Origin of the sequence: Lutibacter sp. (assembly GCF_040883305.1) — a bacterium.
Lineage (GTDB): Bacteria > Bacteroidota > Bacteroidia > Flavobacteriales > Flavobacteriaceae > Lutibacter.
Genome location: NZ_JBFLKT010000015.1, coordinates 1 through 19,953, shown reverse-complemented (window position 1 = coordinate 19,953; position 19,953 = coordinate 1). Strand labels below are relative to the sequence as shown.

Here is a 19,953-nt window from a genome sequence, read left to right as displayed (position 1 = left end):
CTCGTCTAATTTGTTAGTAGCTCATAATTTAGGGAAGTTGTATTTAAGAGAACTGAAACCCAAAAGTGCCGAACAACTATTTAGGTATTTAAAAACTCAAGATACTTTAAATCCAAATTATCCGTATCAACTTGGAAAAGCTTTGGGGTTACAAAGAAAGAAGTTACAAATGGGACAAAGTTATATCGATGCTTTTACAATAGACACATTGCATTTAAACAGTATTTATGAAGTAGCAAAATTTTTCAAAACCATAAATGTTAGAGATACTTCCAGAATATTTATTGAAAAAGGTTTAAAAATAGATTCAACTAATATTAATTTCTTGCAATTAAAAGCAAATGAGCAGTATTTTGAAAAAGAATTTGAAGAAGCGCTCGTAACCTTAAAAAAGTTAGAAGCATTAAAATTTAAATCGATAAATACCTACGAAATGTATGGAATGAGTTATTTTAACTTAGAGCACATTGATTCAGCAGAGATCTATTTTAAAAAGGCCCTAAGAATGGATAGAAAAAACCCAAAGATATTATATAGGCTTGCAACACTTGAATATCAAAGAGAAAATTTTAAAATGGCTAAGCTTTTAGCAATGCAATCTCTTATGTATAGTAAACCAGACCACGATAAACAATATATGTTATTGGGAATTATGGCAAAAAAAGAATTTGAATATAAGTCTGCTGTTAATTTTTTTGACGAAGCTGTTAAAAACAATAGTAATAATGTAGATGCTCTTTTTGAATTAGCTTTTTCAACAGATTCTTATTTTGAAGATAAAAAAATGGCACTGAGATATTATGAACGATTCATTGAAAGATTTGAAAGTAAAAACCCCAAATTAAGCAAATACGCAAGTGAAAGAGTTAAACAATTAAGAAAACAACTCTTTATTGAAGGTGTTATTGTAGACTAAATCAAAAAGTTGTATTTTCACATTGTGAATTAAACAATAATTTTGAAACAGTTTTTTATAATAATTTTTAGTGCTTTTTTGCTGTTATCGTGTTCTTATTTTGAAAAAAAATATAAGAAAGAGGAGATTCAGGCTGTTGATACTATTGTAGATTTTAATTCTATAGATAGTTTTCCTTTATTTCCAGCGTGCGATAGTATTCCTTCAGAAGAAAAACAAAAAATCTGTTCTCAAATTAAATTATCCGAACATATTTATGCTTCTTTGGTAACGCATAAATTTATTTCAAAAAATAGTGTAAACGATACCATTTTAGTGAAATTAGAAGTAGCTAAAAGCGGAGAAGTTTCACTTATAAATATACAATCATCAGCATTTATTCAAGAGGAAATACCTGAATTAGATAGTTTAATAACTGATGGAATTAAAAAATTACCAAAATTAAAACCAGGAATTAAACGCGGAATGCCGGTAAAAACAGCTTTTAGTTTACCAATTATTTTAAAGAATTAGAGTTGCTGTTTAATTAATTCAAATATAATATTTTAATTTTCAGCAATATATTGAGACCCTGAAATAAATTCAGAGTGACATACTAATGATATAATAGATAATTTTTAAAGAAAATTATTCATTCAACAATTGCCATAAATTATCTTTCAATTCGGTTAAACCTTGTCGGGCAATAGACGAGATAAATAGTGTTTTAATACCTTCTGGGAGTTCTTTTTTGATTTCTTCTTTTAATTCATCATCTAACATATCAGATTTTGAAATAGCAAGTAGCCTATTTTTATCTAATAATTCTGGATTGTGTTGTTTTAATTCATTTAAAAGAATTTTGTATTCTTTTTTAATATCATCGGAATCTGCTGGAATTAAAAATAATAAGATAGAATTTCTTTCAATATGACGTAAAAAACGATGTCCTAAACCTTTTCCTTCTGCGGCACCTTCAATAATTCCTGGAATATCAGCAATTACAAACGTTTGAAAATCGCGGTATTGTACAATTCCTAAGTTTGGTTTTAAAGTTGTAAAGGCATAGTCTGCAATTTTAGGTTTTGCAGCTGTTAAAACAGATAATAAGGTAGATTTACCAGCATTTGGGAAACCAACTAAACCAACATCAGCTAATAGTTTAAGTTCTAACTGAAACCAGTTTTCTTTTCCATCTATACCAGGTTGCGCATATCTAGGAGTTTGGTTTGTAGAAGATCTAAAATTCCAGTTTCCTAGTCCACCCATTCCACCTTCTAGTAAAATTTGTTCTGTATTATCTTTGGTGATTTCAAAAAGCACTTCTTGCGTTTCTGCGTCTTTAATAATTGTTCCTAAAGGAACTTCAATATAAACATCTTGTCCGTCTTTACCAGAACTTCTGGATTTTGCCCCGTGTCCACCGTGTTCAGCCCTAAAATGTTTATTAAATTTTAAATGGAAAAGTGTCCATAAATTTGGATTCGCTCGTACAATAATATGACCACCACGTCCGCCATCTCCACCATCTGGACCACCTTTAGTAATGTATTTTTCTCTATGCAAGTGCGTAGAGCCACCACCACCTTTTCCAGAGCTGGCATATACTTTTAAATAGTCAACAAAATTTCCTTCAGTCATTTTTTCTTTTTTTTATTCCTGCGATTACAGAAATTTTTTATCATTAGTGCAATAAACAATTAGATTCCTGTTTACACTTCAACTTCGTTCAGAGATCTCACAGGAATAATAAAATATTAAAGTTTATCAAAAACGTTGCTTAAACGTTTTGTAATTTCATTAATATCACCTACACCATTTACACCAAAATACTTGTTTTGGTTTTGGTAATATTCTTTTAAAACAGCAGTTTTTGTTTTATACTCGTTAAATCTGTTTCTAATTTTTGCTTCATCTTGGTCATCAGGTCTTTCACTTGTTTTTCCACGATTTAAAATACGTTGCACCAATAAATCTTCTGGAACTTCTAAAGCTACCATACCACTAATTGCTTCACCTTTATCTAACAAATACTGGTCTAAAGCTTTTGCTTGGGATTCTGTGCGTGGAAATCCATCAAAAATAAACCCATTAGCATCCGGATTTTTTTCAATTTCAGTTTTCAACATTTTTATGGTAACATCATCTGGTACTAGGTCACCACCATCCATGAAGGTTCTGGCCAAAATCCCAAGTTCAGTTTCATTTTTAATGTTGTATCTAAAGACATCACCTGTAGAAATATGAACAAGTCCGTATTTTTCTTTTAAGAAAGTAGCTTGTGTACCTTTACCTGCTCCAGGAGGCCCAAATAAAACAATGTTTGTCATAGTAGGTTTAGATGTTAGTTGATAAATATCTGCAAAATTTCTACCTAGTCCATCATAATCCAATCCATAACCGACAATAAATTTGTCTGGAATTGAAATACCAACATAATCTATATGTAATGCTTTTTTAAACACATCTGGTTTAAAAAATAAGGTAGCAATTTTAAGTTGCTTTAATTTTTTGTCTTTAAAAATGTTATATATTTCTTGAAGGGTATTACCAGTATCAATAATATCTTCTAAAATTACAACGGTTCTTCCTTCTAAATCTTCATTAACTCCAACTAATTGTTTAATCTTTCCTGTAGAGTTTGTCCCTTGGTAAGAAGCTAGTTTTACAAACGAAACTTCACAATCTCCATTATATTTACGTACAAAATCTGCAACAAACATAAAACATCCGTTTAATATTCCTAAAAATATTGGGGTTTCATCTTTACAATCTTCATAGACTTGTTTTACTAAAGATTTTATTGCTTCTTGAATTTGTTCGTCTGAAATATAAGATTTAAAATACTTATCGTGTAATTTAATAATGCTCATTTTTATGCTTTGTTACAAATTTAATAATCAATATAGAATAATTGGCTTATTTAGATATTTATTTGATAATTTAAAAAACACTCAATACACATAGGTTTTTGGTTTTTTTACGCTTTCTTTTTCCCTTTCTCTGCGTTAAAATTTTAAACCATAGCTGAGGCTATGGTTTAAAATTTTGCCTGGGTAAAGAAAAAAGAAATTTGTTAAATTTCCCGAAAACCTAAATGCATTGAGTATACAAAAACCGTTTTGAATTTTCAAAACGGTTTTACTAAATTTATTTAGGATTGCATCCTTTATTTTTTTGAATCTATTTTTTTAACAGTATCATACATTATAGGTGATGCTATAAATAAAGATGAATAGGTACCTACCATTACACCAACAATTAAAGCAAACATAAATCCTTTAATAGAATCTCCACCAAATAAGAAGATTGCCATTAAAACAACTAATGTTGTTAATGATGTATTAATTGTTCTACCTAATGTACTACTTAGTGCTTTATCAACTACTTCAGAGAATTTCCATGAAGTATGAATACCTGTAAACTCACGAATTCTATCAAAAATTACCACGGTATCGTTTAATGAATAACCAACAACTGTAAGTATGGCGGCAATAAATGATTGCCCGATTTCCATATCAAATGGTAATATTTTATGGAAGATAGAGAAAATTGCTAATACAATTAAAACATCATGAAAAACAGCTGCTACAGCACCTAAACTATATTGCCATTTTCTAAATCTAAATAAAATATATAAAAATGTAATTAGTAACGAACCTAAAATAGCCCAACCTGCTGCTGTTTTAATATCATCTGCAATAGTTGGTTCTACTTTCATAGAGCTCATTATTCCAACTTTCCCTATACCTTCATAACCTGGTTTAAATTTTTCTAAAGTTAAACCTTCAGGCATATAGCTTTTTAATCCTGTAAATAATAAGCCTTGTACTTCATCATCAATTTGGCTACCTTCGATATCTATTTTATATTTAGTAGTAATTTTTAATTGACTAATTTCTCCGTAAGTTTTAACTTCAGGAGCACTTCCAAAAGCATCTTTTAAAGTTTCAGCAACATCGGTTGCATTTGTAGGTTTGTCAAATTTAACAACATACGATCTACCACCAATAAAATCTACACCGTAATTTAACCCGTTTGTAAGTAATGAAGTTAAACCACCAATAATTACAATTCCTGAAATTACATAAGCAATCTTTCTTTTTCTTAAGAATTCAATATCAATTCTTTTGAACCAATTTTTAGTAATATTTGTGTTGAAAGTGAATAATTTTCCTTTAGCAGCATACCAGTCTATTAGTAAACGTGTAATAAAAATTGCCGTGAATAAAGAGGTTACAATACCTACCATTAATGTATAAGCAAAACCTTTTACAGGTCCTGTTCCAAATACATATAAAATAACACCTGTTAACATTGTAGTAATGTTGGCATCAATAATTGCAGATAATGCTCCTTTAAAACTAAATCCGTGGCTAATTGAGGCTTTTAAACCTTTTCCTTTATTTAATTCTTCTTTAATTCTTTCAAAAATAATTACGTTTGCATCAACAGACATACCTATTGTTAAAATAATACCTGCAATTCCTGGTAATGTAAGTACAGCACCAAACGCAGTTAAAATTCCGAAAATAAATAAAATGTTTACAGCTAAAGCAACATCGGCAAAAGCACCAGCTTTTCCGTAGTAAAAAATCATCCAAATTAGTACTAGTAATAACGCTAATCCAAATGAGCTCATACTACTATCAATTGCTTTTTGACCTAAAGAAGGTCCAACAACTTCAGATTGAATAATATGTGCAGCAGCTGGTAATTTACCTGCTTTTAATACGTTTGCAATATCTTGTGCTTCTTCAACAGTCATACTTCCACCAGAAATAGAAGTTCTACCTGTTGTAATTGGAGTGTTTACAGATGGTGCTGTATATACATAATCATCTAAAACAACAGCAACAAATTGTCCAACATTTTCAGTTGTCATTTTACCCCAAAGCCTAGAACCACCAGCATTCATTGTCATACTTACTTCAGGTTTTCCTGTTTGTCCGTATTCTTGACTGGCATCATCAATTACATCACCTTCAATAGGTGCAACATCTTCTCTGTTAGATTTTATACCGTATAAGTAAATTAAATCAATATTCTCTCCAGTTGCAGTTGTACTTGAAAAAGGTTTGGCATCCCATAAAAATTTAGCGTACTTCATTTCATTTGAAAGCAATGCCCTTACCTCTCTCATTGCTAAATAAGAATTTACTTTAGCAGTATCTAAAACTTTTGCAGTTCCAATTATAGAAGATATTTGATTTTCGCTTTGAGGAATACTTGGAGATAATACTGAAAATAAATTATTAACTGGTTTTGCAGCTAGAGAATCAGATACTTCACCTAATAAATCTTCTAAATCATCTTTTGCAGCAGTTGTATCTACTTCAGTATCTACCTTTAATAAGTTTTCAACTACAGAATTTGCCTGAAAAAAGAAATTTGCAGTTTCTCGGTTAGAATACACTTCCCAAAATTGTAATTCAGCTGTACTTTGCAATAATTTTTTTACACGGTCAATATCTTTTGCACCTGGTAATTCAATTAAAATACGACCAGAGTTTCCAATACGCTGAATATTTGGTTGTGTAACTCCAAATTTATCGATACGACTTCTTAATACTTCAAAAGCTGTGTTTACAGAACCTGTAACTTCAGCTTCAATAATCGGCATAACTTCGTCATCCGTAAGTTTAAAGTTAATTTTTTCTCTTAGAGATTTATTACCAAAAATACTAGGGTCGCTTAATTTAACGGTTCCAGCACTTGCTTTTTCGAATTCATTAAAAAATAAATCTAAAAAACGTTTATCACTACTTTTCTGAGCTACAGTTGCTTTCGCTAGTGCTTCATTAAAAACTGGATTTTTAGATTCATTAGATAATCCAATTAAAATATCTTTTACAGAAACTTGTAAAATAGCATTAATACCTCCTTTAAGGTCTAATCCTAAATTTAATTCTTTGTCTTTAATATCATTATAACTGAATTGGGCAAAACCTAAATCAATTACAGGTTTGTTTGCAACCGAGTCTAAAAATACTCTTTCTAATCTTGCAATTTCTTTTCCATCTTCAGATTTTGATTCTGCATACATTTTTGCTTTATCTTCAACACCATTTGTAAACCAAGTAAATGATAATTGGTATAAACTTACTAATCCAAAAAGAATAGCGAATAACTTTATAAGTCCTTTATTTTGCATTTTACATTAATTTGATAAAAATTCATTTGTTATAAACGTGCAAATATATAATTTCAAATAGAGACTGACAATACTTTTTTAGCTTTTTATACCCATAAATTAGCAGTTCTTAAAATATTGCTATTCTGAATTCTGAATTTTATATATTTGTTTCGAAAAAAAACACGAAATGAAGCATTTAACAGATATTGAAATAGCCCAAAAAAATAAAATTAAGCACATTAAAGAAATTGCTGCTAAATTAGGAATTGAAGAAGATGATATTGAGATGTTTGGCAAATACAAAGCTAAATTACCGTTGTCGCTTATTGATGAAGAAAAAATTAAAAATAATAATTTAATTTTAGTAACCGCTATTACACCAACTCCTGCCGGAGAAGGTAAAACTACTGTCTCAATTGGTTTAACGGAAGGGTTAAATAAAATAGGTAAACAAGCTACTGTTGTTTTACGAGAACCATCTTTAGGACCTGTTTTTGGAATAAAAGGGGGTGCAGCCGGTGGAGGATATTCTCAGGTAGTTCCAATGGAAGATATTAATTTACATTTTACAGGAGATTTTAATGCTGTTGAAAAAGCCAATAATCTACTATCGGCATTAATTGATAACAACTTACAAAGCAGTTGTTGTAAATTAAATTTAGATCCACGAACAGTTCTTTGGAAACGTGTAATGGATATGAATGACAGGTCTTTACGTAAAATTATTGTTGGTTTAGGAGGCAGTGCAAACGGCATTCCAAGAGAAGATGGTTTTGATATTACTCCTGCTTCTGAAGTTATGGCAATACTTTGTATGGCAACAGATTTTGAAGACTTGAAAAAGCGTTTAGGAGATATATTTATTGGTTTTACATATGATAAACTGCCAATTTTTGCACGTGATTTAAAAGCTGAAAATGCAATGGCAATTTTATTAAAACACGCAATTAGACCAAATTTAGTACAAACATTAGAGGAAAATCCCGCAATTATTCATGGTGGTCCTTTTGCAAATATTGCTCAGGGAACCAATACAATTATTGCGACAAAAATGGGGCTTTCGTTGTCTAATTATGTAATTACAGAAGCAGGTTTTGGAGCTGATTTAGGCGCTGAAAAGTTTTTAAATATTAAATGCCAGTCTGCTGGTTTAAGCCCTAAAGCCGTTGTTTTAGTTGCTACAATTAGAGCTTTACGTCATCATGGTGGTGCTAAAAAAGATCAATACAATACTTCAAATTTAGATTTTGTTATACAAGGTTTTTGCAATTTAGAAAAACATATTGAGAATATTAGAAAATTTAATTTAGAGCCTGTTGTTGCTATCAATGCATTTTCAAATGACTCTTATGAAGAGATTGATTATATTATAGAAAAGTGCGAAGAGTTGGGTGTACAAGCCGTTGTTTCAGATGGTTGGGCAAAAGGAGGTAAAGGAACTACAAAATTAGCAAAAGCTGTTGTTAAAGTTGTGGAATCTAGTAAGTCAAGTTTTAAACCTTTGTATGATTGGAATTCTCCGGTAAAAGAAAAAATTGAAAAAATTGCTAAAGAAATTTATGGAGCTGCTATTGTTGATTTTGATAAAAAAGCAAAACTAAATTTAAAAAGAATTGAAAAATTAGGTTTCAGTGATTTTGCAATTTGTATGGCAAAAACTCAAAAATCTTTTTCTGATAATGAATTCTTGGTGGGGAGACCAAAAAATTTCACAGTTACAGTTCGTGAAATTGAAATTGCTGCTGGTGCAAAATTTATTATTCCAATATTGGGTTCAATGATGCGTATGCCAGGATTACCAGGAACTCCAGCATCAGAAAATATGACTATTGATAATAATGGTGTTATCTCCGGATTGTCTTAAATAAAAAATTATGGAAAATCAGATTAATTATATTGAGTTTAAAACGAATAATATTTCAGCAATAAAAAAATTTTATTCCAATTGTTTCCATTGGACATTTAATGATTACGGATCAATTTATACAGCGTTTTCTGAAAGTGGATTAAAAGGAGGTTTTGAACTTACTGAAAACAAAATTGTAAATGGAGCATTGGTAGTTTTATATCATAGTAACCTAGAGTTAATTAAGAAGAAAATAATTGATTTTGGTGGGAGAATATCAAAGGATATATTTTCTTTTCCTGGAGGGCATAGATTTCACTTTTTAGATCCATCGGGAAATGAATTAGCAGTTTGGTCTGATAAATAAATTTGATCAACTTTTAGAAAAAAAACGCTCCTCAAAAATTAATTTTTGAGGAGTATTTAAAATAATATTTTTAGTACTGTACTTAGTTCAGTAAAGCATTTGTAGCTTTTACACCAACTGCACTTTCTTGAATTTTAGCCAGTTCAGCTTCTGATAATTCAATTTCTACAATTTTTTCAATTCCGTTTTTACCAATTATACATGGTACACCAATTGAAATATCATTTAAACCGTATTCACCTTCTAGCAAAGCAGAACAAGGGAACATTTTTTTAGAATCTAAAGCAATAGCTTGTACCATTGCAGAAACTGCAGCACCTGGTGCGTACCAAGCGCTTGTTCCTAATAATTTTGTTAAAGTAGCTCCACCAACTTTAGTGTCTTCAACGACTTGTTGCATTCTTTCTTCTGATAAAAATTCAGAAACTTTAACGCTATTTCTAGCGGCTTTTCCAATTAAAGGAACCATTCCGGTATCACTATGTCCGCCAATTACCATTCCATCAACATCAGATGCCGGGCATTCTAAAGCTTCTGCTAAACGGAATTTAAAACGAGCACTGTCTAAAGCACCACCCATACCAATAATTCTGTTTTTTGGTAATCCAGTAGCTTTGTGAGCTAAATAGGCCATAGTATCCATTGGATTACTTACAACAATTATGATTACCTCTGGAGAAAATTTTATTAGGTTTTCTGAAACAGATTTTACAATACCTGCATTAATTCCAATTAATTCTTCACGAGTCATTCCTGGTTTTCTTGGAATTCCACTTGTAATAACGGCAACATCACTTCCTGCTGTTGCAGTGTAATCGTTTGTTACACCTGTAATTTTTGTATCAAAACCATTTAATGAAGCACATTGCATTAAATCCATCGCTTTACCTTCGGCAAAACCTTCTTTAATGTCGATCAATGTTACTTCAGATGCAAAATCTTTAATAGCTATGTACTCAGCGCAACTTGCACCTACAGCACCAGCTCCTACTACTGTTACTTTCATATTTTTATTATTGTATTAATATTCATTTTAAACGTATCAAAAATACTAATTTTAAATTTAAAGATTAATGAGTTTTGACTTAATTTACGAAATCGATATTGTTGATTTTTATCATATATTTTTGCGATTATAATAAAAAAAGGCTGCTAAAGCAGCAGCCTTTTGCATATTTAAAAATAAAATACCTTATACGTCAATATTTGCATATTTTGCATTTTTCTCGATAAATGCTCTACGTGGAGGAACTTCATCACCCATTAGCATAGAAAATACTCGGTCAGCTTCAGTTAAGTTTTCAATAGTAACTTGGCGTAAAGTTCTAAATTCAGGATTCATAGTTGTATCCCAAAGTTGCGTAGCATTCATTTCCCCAAGACCTTTGTATCGCTGAATGTTAACACTTCCACCCATATTGTGCGCAATTAAATCGCGTTGGTCATCATTCCATGCATATTCTCGTTTTTGTCCTTTTTTAACTAAATATAAAGGAGGCGTTGCTATAAAAATATGTCCGCCTTCAATTAATTCTTTCATATATCTAAAGAAGAACGTAAGAATTAATGTAGCAATGTGGCTACCATCTACATCGGCATCACACATAATAACTACTTTGTGATAACGAAGTTTTTCAAGATTTAAAGCTCTTGGATCTTCTTCTGTACCGATAGATACACCTAAAGCGGTGTACATATTTTTTATTTCTTCATTTTCAAAAACTTTATGTTGCATTGCTTTTTCAACATTTAAAATTTTACCACGTAATGGCAAAATTGCTTGAAAAGCTCTGTCTCTACCTTGTTTTGCTGTTCCACCTGCCGAATCTCCCTCAACAAGGAATATTTCGCATATTTCCGGATCAGTTTCAGAACAGTCACTTAATTTACCGGGTAAACCACCAATAGACATTACAGTTTTACGTTGCACCATTTCACGTGCTTTACGGGCAGCGTGACGCGCTGTTGCAGCTAATATTACTTTTTGTACAATAATTTTAGCATCATTTGGATTTTCTTCTAAATAATCAGTTAGCATTTCTGAGACAGCTTGACTAACTGCAGCAGTAACTTCACGGTTCCCTAATTTTGTTTTTGTTTGTCCTTCAAATTGAGGTTCTGCAACTTTAACTGAAACGATAGCTGTTAAGCCTTCGCGAAAATCATCTCCAGCAATTTCAAATTTAAGATTTTTAAGCATCCCAGATTCATCAGCATACTTTTTTAAAGTAGCCGTTAGTCCACGTCTAAAACCAGATAAATGTGTTCCGCCTTCGTGGGTATTAATGTTATTTACATATGAGTGCAAGTTTTCAGCATAAGAAGTATTATAAGTCATTGCTACTTCAACAGGAACCCCGTTTTTCTCACCTTCCATTGAAATCACATTCGCAATTAATTGCTCACGAGTGGCATCTAAATATTTGATAAATTCTGGTAATCCTTCATCACTATGAAAAGTTTCAGTAGGAATATTACCTTCATCATCTGTAGTTCTTTCGTCTGTTAGAGTTAAGGTAACACCTTTGTTTAAAAAAGAAAGTTCACGTAATCTAGTAGCTAAAGTATCGTAATTAAATTCAATTGTTTGCGTAAAAATTGAAGTGTCCGGTAAAAAAGTAACCATAGTTCCTTTATCATCCGTATCTCCAATTGGTTTTGCAGGATACAATGCTTTACCTTTAGAATATTCTTGCTCCCAAATTTTACCATCTAAATAAACCGTAGCTTTTAAATGTTGAGACAGTGCATTTACTACTGAAACACCAACACCGTGTAAACCACCTGAAACTTTATAAGAATCTTTGTCGAATTTACCACCAGCTCCAATTTTAGTCATTACAACTTCTAAAGCAGAAACTCCTTCTTTTTTGTGCATTCCTACTGGAATACCACGTCCATTATCTTTTACAGATAAAGATCCACTTTTATTTATTACAACATCTATTTTATCACAATGGCCTGCCATTGCTTCATCAATAGAATTATCAACTACTTCATATACTAAATGGTGTAATCCTCTTACTCCAACATCTCCAATATACATAGACGGGCGCATACGAACATGCTCCATTCCTTCTAAAGCCTGAATACTATCAGCAGAATATTGATTTTTTTTTATTTCGTCACTCATAATTTATAATATATGTTTTTTAATAAAAAATTTAACAAACAAATATAAGCATTCGAACAATGTTTTTTTACTTCTTTTAAGGGTGTTGATGCCTAAGTTATTAACAATTGGAAATTGTTAAAAATAGCTTAAACCGGCTCTAAATAGGTTTAATTTTGATGTTATTATTTTTTTTGCTCAATGTAGATTAAAAATAAAAAAATGTCTTAAATCGCTTTATTTTTAGTAAAATATAGTTAGAATTATGGTATTTCTTGTTAGTTTTAGGCTGAAAAAAGCAGATTTTAAGATAAGCATTTTAAAATGTAATAAATTTTATGTTGAGAAAAAATGAAATAAAATAATCATATCTATTTATAATAATATTATTTTTGCGGATGCAACATCAGGTACTTATTTTAGATTTCGGTTCGCAATACACGCAGTTGATTGCCCGTAGAGTTAGAGAATTAAACATTTTTTGTGAAATTTTCCCATACAATAGTGAAAATTTTAAGGTAGAAGATTACAAAGCTGTAATTCTTTCAGGAAGCCCGTTTTCAGTAAGAGCTGAAAATTCGCCACATCCAGATTTATCGCAAATAAAAGGAAAATTGCCATTATTAGGTGTGTGTTATGGTGCACAGTATTTAGCACATAATTTTGGCGGAGAAGTAGGTGCTTCCAATACAAGAGAATATGGAAGAGCAAATCTTTCATTTGTAAAACCGAATGAATTATTTTTTGAAGGCGTTTCTGAAGGAAGTCAGGTTTGGATGAGCCATAGCGATACTATTTTAGATTTACCTGAAAGATTTGAATTGATTGCAAGCACACACGATGTGAAAAATGCAGCTTTTAAAATTAAAGATGAAAGTTCGTACGGAATTCAGTTTCATCCAGAAGTGTACCATTCAAAAGATGGTTTAACTATTTTGAAGAATTTTTTAGTGAATATTGCGGGGGTTGCTCAAACTTGGACACCAGATTCTTTTGTTGAAACAACCGTGGCCGAGCTTAAAGAGAAGCTTGGAAACGACAAAGTTGTTTTAGGTCTTTCGGGAGGTGTAGATTCTACAGTTGCAGCAACATTAATTTCAAAAGCTATTGGTAAAAACCTGTACTGTATTTTTGTAAATAATGGTTTGTTACGTAAAAATGAATTTGAAAGTGTTTTGGATCAGTATGAGCACATGGGTTTAAATGTAAAAGGCGTAGATGCTTCGGCACGTTTTTTGAAAGAACTGGCTGGAGAAAGTGATCCTGAAGGAAAACGCAAAATTATTGGTCGTGTTTTTATTGAAACTTTTGATGATGAAGCGCACGAAATAAAAGATGTAAGTTGGTTAGCACAAGGTACTATTTATCCAGATGTTATAGAGTCAGTTTCCGCAACTGGAGGACCATCAGCAACTATTAAATCGCATCATAATGTTGGTGGATTGCCAGACTTTATGAAATTAAAAATAGTAGAGCCTTTAAATACGTTATTTAAAGATGAAGTTAGAAGAGTTGGAAAATCAATGGGAATTGATGCTGAATTATTAGGAAGACATCCGTTTCCAGGTCCAGGATTAGGAATCAGGATTTTAGGTGATATTACTCCTGAAAAAGTAAGAATGTTACAAGAAGTAGATCATATTTTTGTTCAAGGTTTAAAAGACGCTGGTTTGTACAATAAAGTTTGGCAGGCAGGCGCAATGTTATTACCCGTAAACTCGGTAGGAGTTATGGGAGATGAAAGAACCTACGAAAAAGCAGTGGTGTTAAGAGCAGTTGAATCTACTGATGGAATGACCGCAGATTGGGTGAATTTACCCTATGAGTTTTTACAAAAAACATCAAATAAAATAATAAATAACGTTAAAGGCGTTAATAGAGTGGTATATGACATTAGTTCTAAACCACCTGCAACTATAGAATGGGAATAAATTTAATCCTATAGTTTATATTCTTTGAAAAAATAAATAATGAAAAAAATAAAGTTCTTAATTTCAATTTTAGTGTTTTGTGCATTTAGTTTAGTGGCACAACAAAAAAAATATGTTTCCTATACTGTTAAAAAAGGGGAAACAATGAAGAGTATTGCTAAACATTATGATGTTTCTACAAGAGATTTATTACGATTAAATCCAGACGTTTCAAGAAAACCAAGAGCAAATACAGTTATAATTGTTCCAAATAAAAATTATGGTAAATCAATTTCTGAAGCTGGAGAAACCGAAACTAAAATTTATATTGTAAAACCAAAAGAAACATTATTTGGAATTTCAAGCAAGCATAATATTACAATTGAAGAACTAAAAGGTGCTAATTCTGGATTAGAAAATGGATTAAAAATAGGAATGCATCTTAAAATTCCACCAGCATCTAATAAGGAAGAAAACGATTCAGAGAAATTTATTTTGCATACTGTTGTTAAGGATGATACTGTTTATAATTTAACAAAAAAGTATGAGGTTACTAAAGAAAGTTTATATGCGTTAAATCCTACTTTAAGTGAAGGTTTAAAATTAGGAATGATTTTAAAAATTAAACCAATTTCTATTGCTACTCTTAATGAAGAAGGGGAAGTGGAAATCGAAGTTGAAGATGAGACAGGATTATTTGTTGAGGCTCTAAACTTAGAAAAATCAATTAATGTTGCAATAATGCTTCCTTATGAATTGCAGAAATATTCAGACTCAATTCCAAAAAACATATTGACCAAAGGAAATTCAATTTTAAATATTGCAACGGATTTTCATATGGGTGCAAGCATGGCAATAGATTCTTTACGTAGCAAAGGAATTGCAATAAATGTACAATACTTTGATACTCAAAATTCTAATTATAAATTGCAAACTATTGTAAATAGAAATGATTTTTCTGAGACAGATGTTATTATAGGCCCTTTATTCTATGCAAAAGCACATTGGCTTTCAAAACATGTAAATGTTCCTGTTATTGCACCAATATATTCAAAAGATCAAAATAGTTTGTCTGCAAGTAATTTAATAAAATCTGATGATGTTAGTGATACATTATTAGAGGAACACTTGCTTACCTATATGAAAGAAAATTATAAAGGAGAAAACATTCTTGTAATTAATGATAGTGAAGAGCAATCTCAAATTAAATTATGGAGGATTGTAAACTATTTAAAATCTTTTGATTCAATACAAAACATAGCTGTTTTAAAATCGGATAAAGGATATATTGATAATGAAATATTTGCTCAAAAACTAAATGAAAAGACTGCGAATTGGGTGTTTTTAATTAGTGATGAAATTGTAACAACTGCTGCCGCTGTGAACAATTTAAAAGTGTTTGTAGAAGAGTTTGATATTACTTTATTAACTTTAGATAAAGGGAAGAATTTTGATAAAATTGATAATAGCTTTTTAGGGCAATTAAACTTTACATATCCAACAACAGACTTTGTAAATATGCAAGATTCAAAAGTGAAAAACTTTTACACTAAATTTCGTTCCAAAAACTTTACATTACCTTCTAAATTTGCAGTTAGAGGTTTTGATGTAACCTTCGATATATTGTTGAGATTGGCTAGTGAAGATAGTATAGAAGAGGCTCTAAGAGCAGGTAAATCTAATAGAGTTTCAGCACTTTTTAATTATAACAAAAAACTATTTGGAAGTTTTGAAAATAACGGAGTTTACATTGTTAAATATAATAAAGAGCTTTCTCCAGTTGTAGTTGAGTAAGAAAATGATAAAGTATAAAAAAAGCTGTCTGAAAATTACACTTTTCAGACAGCTTTTTTACTTATTTTAAAGTTTTAAATCTTTTTAAGTTGGTCTTTCATCATTTTTATTTGATCTTTAAGAACACCTTGCGTATCTAATTTTTTAGCTTCATTTATAAGCATTGTGGCTTCTCTTTTTCTTCTTTTAGACATTGCGATACCACCTAATTGTAGTTTTGCCATTGCAATATCATGTTTCATATTTAAACCTAGGCTAATTGCTTTTTTAAAGTATTTTTCCGCTTGTGTTAAATTTGTTTGCGAAACCATAATACCTTGTAAAAAGTTATAATAACCTTCTTGTTTTTTTATTAAAGCGCTACTTGGATTTTTAATATATGATAACCATTTACTTGCACCAGCAAAGTTTTGTTTTCTTAACTGTAAGAATGCTAATAAAATAAATTCATTTTTAAAATAAAGCAATACAAATATTCCGGCTAATAAAACTAATGAAATACCATTCATTATATTCCCATCAACAAATTGAAATACTGACCATACTACAATTGCTCCTGCAATTACTAATTTTATATACTTATTAAACATTATTTTTTTATTTTTAAATGGAATGCAAAGTTACAGTTTTGCTTCGATTTTAATTATTTTTTATAATGTTTTTTATATTGAATAAAAGCAAAAACGGCTAAAACGGAAACAATTGCAACAGAATAATATACAAATGTAGGTGTAATTGCTTTATCTCCACTAGCATACGAATGCAATCCAGATAAGTAGAAATTCACTCCAAAATAGGTCATCAAAATAGATGCAAAAGCTGCAACAGAGAATAAATTAAATACAAATCTTCCTCTTAACCCTGGAACTAATCGCAGGTGTAACACAAATGCATAAATCATAATACTTATTAAAGCCCAAGTTTCTTTTGGATCCCAACCCCAGTAACGTCCCCAACTTTCATTCGCCCATTGTCCGCCTAAGAAGTTACCAATAACTAATAATATCAAACCTATAGTTAAGGCCATTTCGTTAATAATTGTAATTTCTTTAATCATTAAACCAACCTTCTTTTTATTTTTAGAGTTGGTAATAATCATAAGTATTAACGCAATTAATCCTAAAATCATTCCTAAAGCAAATGGTCCATAACTGGCTACAATAATTGAAACGTGGATCATTAACCAATACGAATTTAGTACAGGTTGTAGGTTTGCAATTTCTGGATCCATCCAGTTCCAATGTGCTACCATTAATATAAAAGCAGTTAAGAAAGCCGTAGCAGCTATGGTCATTGAAGATTTTCTTCCAAACAATAAACCGAATAACATGGTAGCCCATCCAACATAAATCATAGATTCATAAGCATTACTCCATGGTGCGTTTCCGCTTACAATCCAACGGGCAATTAAACCACCAGTATGCATTAAAAATAGACCTATAATAATGGCAATACTCGCTTTAATTAAAAAGTTGATAGTTTTATTATTTCTAAAAATTTGAAAGATTACAAAAAAGAACATTAATGTTCCTATATACATATAGTAGCTATATATAGTTTTAAATATATCATACTTATTGTAAGCAATTTCTAAGTCAATTTTATGATCTGCGGGATAAACTTCACCTCCATATTTTTTCTGAAAATTGATAATTCCTTCTAAAATTTCATCAGATTTTGAATAGTCTCTAGAAACATTAGAATCTGATAAAGTTTGTAGGTAAATAGGTAATATTTGACGTACAAATACAGAATCTTGACCTTTAAAATTTGCAGATTGTATGTTGTTGTTAGATACCCAAGTATTATTTCGGTCGTTTGGAATAGGAAAAATTCTTAATACATCACCTGTTATAGCAGAATATAGTAGATTTACTCTTCTATCAACATTTATAACATCTTTTTCAAACTTACTTTTAATATTACTTTTTTGAGCTTCTTGCTGTGTTTCAGAAATTTTATACATTCCTTTATTGTCAAAAAAGTTAGCAAGTGTTGCATATTTTTGATCGTGAGGAATACCAATAATATCTCTTAATTTTGTATTGTCTTTTTCAATATAAATTATAGGAATTTGAAACCATAATCTTGAATTTTGTTGAATAGATAAGAATACTTGAGTAGCATTCATATCTCTGAAAGTTTCTTGTTTACTTACTTTCCGTAATAATTCAGAAGCATATGTGTGTACTGGTTTCATTCTACCACCAGCATCTTGTATAACAACTTTACTAAATTTCTCAGCGTGATCTAAGTCAATTTTATTTTCAACTAGTGCCGAATCTATCTGTTTGTTTGTTAATCCATGGTTGTGTTCTTGGGCAAAAGAAATTGTAGAAAATAGTATTAAGGCAATAGATGCTAAAATTGCTTTTTTCGTTCTAATTTTTTCTAAACTCTTTTTTAAGAAATCAAATCGTGTATTTTTCACAAACATAATTAACATTAATCCGGCATATAATAAAAAGTATCCAATGTATGTAATAGTTGAACCCCAAAAATCGTGATTAACGGATAGGTGAGTTTCTTCGTATTCATCCGTAATATTGTAACTAGATTGAAAAAACTTATAGCCTTTATAGTTTAAAATATTATTCATAAAAATTCTAAAATCAAAAGTTTCATTTGGATCAATAACAGTAACTTCACTTGCAAAAGACATTGGGCTGTTAGATCCCGGATATTTGTCTAATTGAAAATCGTTTAATTTAATGCTAAATGGAAGTTCTTTTTGCATAGCACCATAACTCATTCTAAAATTTAAACCACCTACAGATATTTGTGTTGGAGGTTGAATTGCGAATTTACCACCTACTAATTTTACTTGTTTGGTTTCACTTCCAGCGGTAATATCAAAAGTTAATTCACCTAATGTATGCACATCTTTATCTCCAGAAATTGTTTTATACAAACCTTTTAGTGATGCGTTTGGAACAACAAATTGCATTCCTGCAATTGAATGAACCGCTAATAATGAAAAATCTTGCAGAGAATCCTTTACTATTGTACCTTCAAAACTATCAGCCATTCTAAAAAAGCTACCGGCTACTGATGATTGAATTTTTAAATTTCCATTTACATTTTTAAAATCTATAGTATTATTATTTTGGGCATCGTAACCAATTAAAACACCATGTACAAGTTCTGAAGTTCCTCTTTTTATATAATGATTGTGTCTTCCACCAGCACCAGATTCAACAAAAAGCATATATTCATCTCCAGTTTCACTTTCTTCAAATACTTGTTGTGCATTTGGTATGTAATTGGTTAGTTTTATTGCAACATCTTTACCTTTAAAATCGGTATTATAACTATAATTATTTGAACCTAAAGCAGACAATAAAATGGATTGATGAACAGGCGTTTTTTGTTCGTTTCCATCATTAACAACAATACTGATATAGTTTTTTTCAGTTAAAAATTTATTGGTTACTTGTCCTTCTTTTATCGGCATTATTCCTTCAAAACTGATATAACGAGTAACACCAGCACCAATAATAATTAAAAAGAAAGCAAGGTGAAAAGCAAGTACTACTAATTTTTCTTTACGCAGTAGTTTGTATTTAAATACGTTACCAAAAAAGTTAATCGCAAAAAATATCATAATTCCTTCAAACCACCAAGCATTATAAACTAAAGCCTTGGCTGTTTCTGTACCATAATCGTTTTCAATAAATGTAGCAACTCCCATTGCTAATGCAAAAATTAAAAACAAAATAGCCATTAAACGAGTTGAATAAATAAGGGAAAGTAGTTTGTTCATTATAGTTTTTTTATTATTAAAAATAAATGCTGTGCAAAAATAATGATAATTGTCATATTAGCCATTCAAAATCGCTTATTTAAAACAATTATCCTTCTATTTTAACACCTTTACAAATATAATTGTAACT

General features: G+C 30.5%; 13 protein-coding genes. 6 read left to right on the top strand and 7 right to left on the bottom strand.

The window, feature by feature from the left end:
• Both AB1Z17_RS00455 and AB1Z17_RS00450 read left to right on the top strand, forming a co-directional pair.
• Nucleotides 1-916, top strand: a 916-nt coding sequence (locus tag AB1Z17_RS00455) for a hypothetical protein (RefSeq protein ID WP_368049826.1), incomplete at its 5' end; no start/stop codon positions are given.
• A 42-nt stretch (nucleotides 917-958) separates the two neighbouring features.
• Nucleotides 959-1,429, top strand: a complete 471-nt coding sequence (locus AB1Z17_RS00450) for a hypothetical protein (protein ID WP_368049825.1) — start codon at nucleotides 959-961, stop codon at nucleotides 1,427-1,429.
• Between the two features lie 114 nt (nucleotides 1,430-1,543).
• Here the strand turns inward: AB1Z17_RS00450 and obgE are convergent, their stop codons facing one another.
• The 3 genes from obgE to secDF all read right to left on the bottom strand — a co-directional run bounded on the left by obgE (nucleotide 1,544) and on the right by secDF (nucleotide 7,049).
• Nucleotides 1,544-2,536 (bottom strand): GTPase ObgE, encoded by a 993-nt coding sequence (obgE, locus tag AB1Z17_RS00445; RefSeq protein WP_368049824.1) that lies wholly within the window; start codon nucleotides 2,534-2,536, stop codon nucleotides 1,544-1,546.
• 116 nt (nucleotides 2,537-2,652) lie between these two features.
• Nucleotides 2,653-3,768, bottom strand: a complete 1,116-nt coding sequence (locus AB1Z17_RS00440; protein ID WP_368049823.1) for an adenylate kinase — start codon at nucleotides 3,766-3,768, stop codon at nucleotides 2,653-2,655.
• Between the two features lie 296 nt (nucleotides 3,769-4,064).
• The gene (gene secDF, locus AB1Z17_RS00435) at nucleotides 4,065-7,049 is read right to left on the bottom strand and encodes a protein translocase subunit SecDF (RefSeq protein ID WP_368049822.1); all 2,985 of its coding nucleotides are present in this window, start codon (nucleotides 7,047-7,049) and stop codon (nucleotides 4,065-4,067) included.
• A 169-nt stretch (nucleotides 7,050-7,218) separates the two neighbouring features.
• On the opposite strand from secDF, the gene AB1Z17_RS00430 reads away from it, so the two are divergent.
• Complete coding sequence (locus tag AB1Z17_RS00430; RefSeq protein ID WP_368049821.1) at nucleotides 7,219-8,895, top strand: formate--tetrahydrofolate ligase; 1,677 nt, start codon at nucleotides 7,219-7,221, stop codon at nucleotides 8,893-8,895.
• Nucleotides 8,896-8,905: 10 nt separating this feature from the next.
• Nucleotides 8,906-9,244, top strand: a complete 339-nt coding sequence (locus tag AB1Z17_RS00425; RefSeq protein ID WP_368049820.1) for a VOC family protein — start codon at nucleotides 8,906-8,908, stop codon at nucleotides 9,242-9,244.
• Between the two features lie 82 nt (nucleotides 9,245-9,326).
• Here AB1Z17_RS00425 and AB1Z17_RS00420 read toward each other — a convergent pair whose 3' ends face one another.
• Both AB1Z17_RS00420 and gyrB read right to left on the bottom strand, forming a co-directional pair.
• Entirely contained in the window at nucleotides 9,327-10,250 is a 924-nt protein-coding gene (locus tag AB1Z17_RS00420) for a malate dehydrogenase (RefSeq protein ID WP_368049819.1), read from the bottom strand.
• A 186-nt stretch (nucleotides 10,251-10,436) separates the two neighbouring features.
• On the bottom strand, nucleotides 10,437-12,377 hold the full coding sequence (gene gyrB, locus AB1Z17_RS00415) for a DNA topoisomerase (ATP-hydrolyzing) subunit B (RefSeq protein ID WP_368049818.1): 1,941 nt from the start codon (nucleotides 12,375-12,377) through the stop codon (nucleotides 10,437-10,439).
• Nucleotides 12,378-12,754: 377 nt separating this feature from the next.
• Between gyrB and guaA the strand changes: the two genes are divergently transcribed.
• The gene (gene guaA, locus AB1Z17_RS00410; RefSeq protein WP_368049817.1) at nucleotides 12,755-14,287 is read left to right on the top strand and encodes a glutamine-hydrolyzing GMP synthase; all 1,533 of its coding nucleotides are present in this window, start codon (nucleotides 12,755-12,757) and stop codon (nucleotides 14,285-14,287) included.
• A gap of 39 nt (nucleotides 14,288-14,326) precedes the next feature.
• Nucleotides 14,327-16,060: a LysM peptidoglycan-binding domain-containing protein gene (locus tag AB1Z17_RS00405; protein ID WP_368049816.1), complete on the top strand. Its 1,734-nt coding sequence runs from the start codon at nucleotides 14,327-14,329 to the stop codon at nucleotides 16,058-16,060.
• A gap of 74 nt (nucleotides 16,061-16,134) precedes the next feature.
• Here the strand turns inward: AB1Z17_RS00405 and AB1Z17_RS00400 are convergent, their stop codons facing one another.
• Together AB1Z17_RS00400 and ccsA are read right to left on the bottom strand one after the other, a co-directional pair.
• Nucleotides 16,135-16,650: a DUF2892 domain-containing protein gene (locus AB1Z17_RS00400; protein ID WP_368049815.1), complete on the bottom strand. Its 516-nt coding sequence runs from the start codon at nucleotides 16,648-16,650 to the stop codon at nucleotides 16,135-16,137.
• A gap of 53 nt (nucleotides 16,651-16,703) precedes the next feature.
• Nucleotides 16,704-19,823, bottom strand: a complete 3,120-nt coding sequence (ccsA, locus tag AB1Z17_RS00395; protein WP_368049814.1) for a cytochrome c biogenesis protein CcsA — start codon at nucleotides 19,821-19,823, stop codon at nucleotides 16,704-16,706.
• Nucleotides 19,824-19,953 lie beyond the last annotated feature (130 nt).

What these genes read in the sequence shown, in the direction of transcription:
- obgE (WP_368049824.1), bottom strand. Translation starts at nt 2,536, where the DNA reads ATGACTGAAGGAAATTTTGTTGACTATTTAAAAGTATATGCCAGCTCT.
- AB1Z17_RS00440 (WP_368049823.1), bottom strand. Translation starts at nt 3,768, where the DNA reads ATGAGCATTATTAAATTACACGATAAGTATTTTAAATCTTATATTTCA.
- secDF (WP_368049822.1), bottom strand. Translation starts at nt 7,049, where the DNA reads ATGCAAAATAAAGGACTTATAAAGTTATTCGCTATTCTTTTTGGATTA.
- AB1Z17_RS00430 (WP_368049821.1), top strand. Translation starts at nt 7,219, where the DNA reads ATGAAGCATTTAACAGATATTGAAATAGCCCAAAAAAATAAAATTAAG.
- AB1Z17_RS00425 (WP_368049820.1), top strand. Translation starts at nt 8,906, where the DNA reads ATGGAAAATCAGATTAATTATATTGAGTTTAAAACGAATAATATTTCA.
- AB1Z17_RS00420 (WP_368049819.1), bottom strand. Translation starts at nt 10,250, where the DNA reads ATGAAAGTAACAGTAGTAGGAGCTGGTGCTGTAGGTGCAAGTTGCGCT.
- gyrB (WP_368049818.1), bottom strand. Translation starts at nt 12,377, where the DNA reads ATGAGTGACGAAATAAAAAAAAATCAATATTCTGCTGATAGTATTCAG.
- guaA (WP_368049817.1), top strand. Translation starts at nt 12,755, where the DNA reads ATGCAACATCAGGTACTTATTTTAGATTTCGGTTCGCAATACACGCAG.
- AB1Z17_RS00405 (WP_368049816.1), top strand. Translation starts at nt 14,327, where the DNA reads ATGAAAAAAATAAAGTTCTTAATTTCAATTTTAGTGTTTTGTGCATTT.
- AB1Z17_RS00400 (WP_368049815.1), bottom strand. Translation starts at nt 16,650, where the DNA reads ATGTTTAATAAGTATATAAAATTAGTAATTGCAGGAGCAATTGTAGTA.
- ccsA (WP_368049814.1), bottom strand. Translation starts at nt 19,823, where the DNA reads ATGAACAAACTACTTTCCCTTATTTATTCAACTCGTTTAATGGCTATT.